Source organism: Peptostreptococcus sp., from assembly GCF_977045075.1.
This window is the reverse complement of record NZ_CDRRTB010000112.1, coordinates 1-3,778: the sequence shown is the minus strand read 5'-3', so window position 1 is coordinate 3,778 and position 3,778 is coordinate 1. Positions and strand designations below refer to the sequence as shown.

Here is a 3,778-nt window from a genome sequence, read left to right as displayed (position 1 = left end):
AAGAAAGGATGAAGAGCTGGACAACCTACATTCTTTATATGTTGACCAGTGGGACTGGGAATATCAAATTAAAAAAGAAGATAGGACTTATGACAAGCTAGTTTGGATTGTTGAAAAGATATATGAGGTCTTTAAGAGGGCTGATAAGTATGTAATGTCTATGTACCCTCAGTTTACGCCATTACTTCCTGACAAGATTACATTTATATCTAGTCAGGAATTAGAAAATGAATGGCCTAATCTTAGTCCAAAGGAAAGAGAGAGGGCTATAGTAAAGAGGCATAAGGCAGTATTCCTAGTAGGCATAGGAGGAGTATTGGAATCGGGTGAAAAGCATGACGGTAGGTCTCCTGACTATGATGATTGGGAACTAAATGGAGACTTTTTATTCTACAATCCTATACTTGATGATGTGATAGAATTGTCTTCAATGGGAATCAGGGTAGATGAAGAATCTTTAAGTAGACAGCTAGAAATTGCCGGCGCTGAAGATAGAAAGTCCTTTGACTACCATAGAGACCTATTAAATGGTGACCTTCCGTACACAATTGGTGGAGGTATAGGTCAGTCTAGAATATGTATGTTCTTCCTAAGAAAGGCTCATATTGGTGAAGTCCAGGTTGGTATATGGCCAAATGGCATGATAAAAGAGTGTGCCAAGGCAGGTATCCACCTACTATAAATATTTGTATAGAATTTTGGAGGCAGTATGTATAAGTTAACTGGTGTAATGTTAAGCCAAGAAGAAATAGAAAACAAGGTAACAGAATTAGCCAAGCAAATTGAAAAAGACTACGAGGGACAGGACCTTCTTTTAGTTGGTATATTAAAGGGAGCAAGTGTATTTGTTGCTGACCTAATGAGGAAGATAAACCTTAATGTCAATATAGACTTTATGAGCGTCTCAAGCTATGGAAGTGGAACAGTATCATCCGGTACAGTAAAGATTTTAAAGGATCTTGATGTAGATATAAAGGATAAGAATGTATTGATAGTTGAAGATATTATTGACTCTGGTATAACTTTAAGAAATCTATATGATACGCTTATGACTAGAGAGCCAAGAAGCCTAAAACTATGTACACTATTAAATAAACCTGCAAGAAAAAAGGTTGATGTAAATGTTGACTACGTTGGCTTTGTGATAGAGGACAAATTTATAGTAGGATATGGAATAGACTATGACGAAAAATATAGAAACCTTCCATATATTGCTATTGTTGAAGACGTAGAAGACTAATATATTTAATATTTTATAATGACTTATAGGAACTGTACCTTATGTGATATAATTAGGGTACAGTTTTTATTTTGGAAGGGGTAAGAAATGGAAGGAAAAAAGAACTTTAGGAAGAAGTATTTCTTTTTTGATATAGATGGTACAATAGCTATAGGTATGCCTAGATATATACCTGAATCAACTAAGTATGCCCTAAATAAGTTAAAGGAAAATGGGCATTTTATAAGTGTAGCTACTGGGAGAATGTATACGATGACAAAGCCATTCTGTGATGAATTTGGTATAAAAAATATGGTTACAGATGGAGGCTTCGGTACAGTATTGAATGGAAAGGTGGATATTAAACCATTAGATAAGCAAATGATGATAGATATAGTAGATGTTTTTGAAGAAAAGGGAATCCCTTGGGCTATTTGCTTGGCAGACGAGAGAGTTTGGCACACTAAGACTAAAAAATTCTACGATATTATGAAGAAGGAAACACAGAATTATATGGATACAGTTATTGACCCAAATCTTGATATTAGGAAGGTCAAGGACGTATTTAAGGGGTTTGCCTGCATAAATCTTGAAGAAGAAGCCCAGTTAGAAGCTTTAAAGAACGTAACCTATACTAGGTATAGGCCTAATTATATAATTATTGAGCCAGATGATAAGTCCCTTGGTATCAGAAAGGTTATGGACCTTATGGGTATAGAGGACCAAGATGTGGTAGTGTTTGGTGATAACACGAATGACATCAAGATGTTTAGGCCTGAATGGACATCTATAGCAATGGGAAATGCAGTTGAAGAACTAAAAAAGATTGCTGATTTTGTTACAAAGGATGCTGATGATGGGGGAATTGAACATGCTTGTAGGCATTTTGGTTGGATTGATTAGCTAGATAAAAGTCTATCTACTTTTATGTGAGATTAATACAGAGGAAAGCGGTACTTTATTTATTGTAATGTAAGTTGAGGTATACAGGTGGATGATAAGATGAAAAAGGTATTAGTAGTTGGGGGAGGGGCCGCCGGAATGATGGCAGCATACTTTGCTGCAAAGGAGGGGGCTCAGGTCACAATTGTAGAGAAGAACAAGCTCTTGGGTAGAAAAATAAGGATAACTGGTAAGGGGAGATGTAATGTAACTAACGCATCTGATCTTGAGACTATAATCAAGAATATATATAGAAATGGCAATTTTATGTATAGCTCTTTGTATTCCTTCACCAATGATGACCTAATGGACCTATTTAGGTCCTTTGGTTTAGATCTGAAGACAGAAAGGGGAAATAGGGTATTTCCAGTGAGTGATAGGGCTATTGATGTTGTGAGGACAATGGAAAAAATGTTGGATAGCCAGGGTGTGAAAATTAAAACTGGCGCCAGGGTAAAATCACTTATAATAGATCAAGCTAGGACAAAGGGGCTAGTCCTTGCCGATGGCAAAAAATTATTTGCAGACAAGATAATTCTTGCTACTGGAGGTAAATCATACCCACTCACAGGCTCTACAGGTGATGGCTATATTATGGCACAGCAGTGTGGTCATAAGGTCACTAGTCTATACCCAAGTCTTATCGGTATGGAGACTATAGAAGAGATAAAGAAGGAACTTGTTGGTCTTAATCTAAGGAATATATCTATAGATTTATACAAGAACAATAAAAAGATTTATGATGATTTTGGAGAACTTGAATTTAGGGACTACGGATTGGATGGACCAGTTATTAAGTCATCCTCGTGTTATATAGACGATTTTCGAAAGAATAATTACAGACTTATGCTAGATCTTAAGCCAGCCCTATCTAGTGAGAAGCTAGATGCTAGGATACTAAGGGATTTTGACAAATATTCTAAATCTAGCATTGAGGCAGGATTAAAGGACCTACTACCTAAGAGAATGATAGGATATATTATAGACAGACTAGCTATTGATGGCAAAAAGCCTGTTCATCAGGTATCTAAGGAAGAGAGGCAGGGCCTACTTGCATTAATTAAGGGTATAAGCTTTGATATAAAAAGGCTAAGGCCAATGGATGAGGCTATCATTACCGAGGGGGGTATAGAGGTTAAGGAGGTTAATCCGAGCACGATGGAATCAAAAATAGTTAAGGACCTATATTTTGCGGGAGAAATCTTAGATGTAAATGGATTTACAGGGGGCTACAACCTACAAATAGCTTTTTCTACAGGATACTTGGCTGGAGTTAGTTCAGCTAAAAATGACTAGTAAACAAGTATTATGAATAGATTTGTAGAAATGGATAGATATAAAAATGGATATATAAAGACAAATGCCAAATAGAAAGAGGTCACAAGCTCTTCCAGATTGGTTCGGTTCCAAGCTACATAATGATGGCTTGGGAACAAATCAAAGTCGAAGAGGGTAGTGACCTCTTATTGGTATAGATAATTTTCTGCAAAACAAATAATTAAGTTCACCCTATCTTTTCATTTTAGCAAATTATAGGAGAACAATAGATTTACCTATAGGCTAGTAATATAATTGTAAATCTTTTCGTTACCAATATCTATATTGCCCGTTTCTAAA

Annotated in this window: 4 protein-coding genes; all 4 read left to right on the top strand. The window is 36.1% G+C overall.

Annotated elements, in window-relative coordinates; all coding sequences use genetic code 11:
* Positions 1-682: aspartate--ammonia ligase (locus tag ACW6OJ_RS07600; protein ID WP_456096217.1), on the top strand; the 682-nt coding region annotated here is incomplete at its 5' end.
* A 27-nt stretch (positions 683-709) separates the two neighbouring features.
* Entirely contained in the window at positions 710-1,240 is a 531-nt protein-coding gene (gene hpt / locus ACW6OJ_RS07595; protein ID WP_293427165.1) for a hypoxanthine phosphoribosyltransferase, read from the top strand.
* An 87-nt stretch (positions 1,241-1,327) separates the two neighbouring features.
* Positions 1,328-2,122 carry an HAD-IIB family hydrolase gene (locus tag ACW6OJ_RS07590; protein WP_456096216.1) on the top strand — a complete coding sequence of 265 codons (795 nt, stop codon included), beginning with the start codon at positions 1,328-1,330 and terminating at the stop codon, positions 2,120-2,122.
* A gap of 99 nt (positions 2,123-2,221) precedes the next feature.
* Positions 2,222-3,457 (top strand): NAD(P)/FAD-dependent oxidoreductase, encoded by a 1,236-nt coding sequence (locus ACW6OJ_RS07585; protein ID WP_456096215.1) that lies wholly within the window; start codon positions 2,222-2,224, stop codon positions 3,455-3,457.
* Positions 3,458-3,778: the final 321 nt, after the last annotated feature.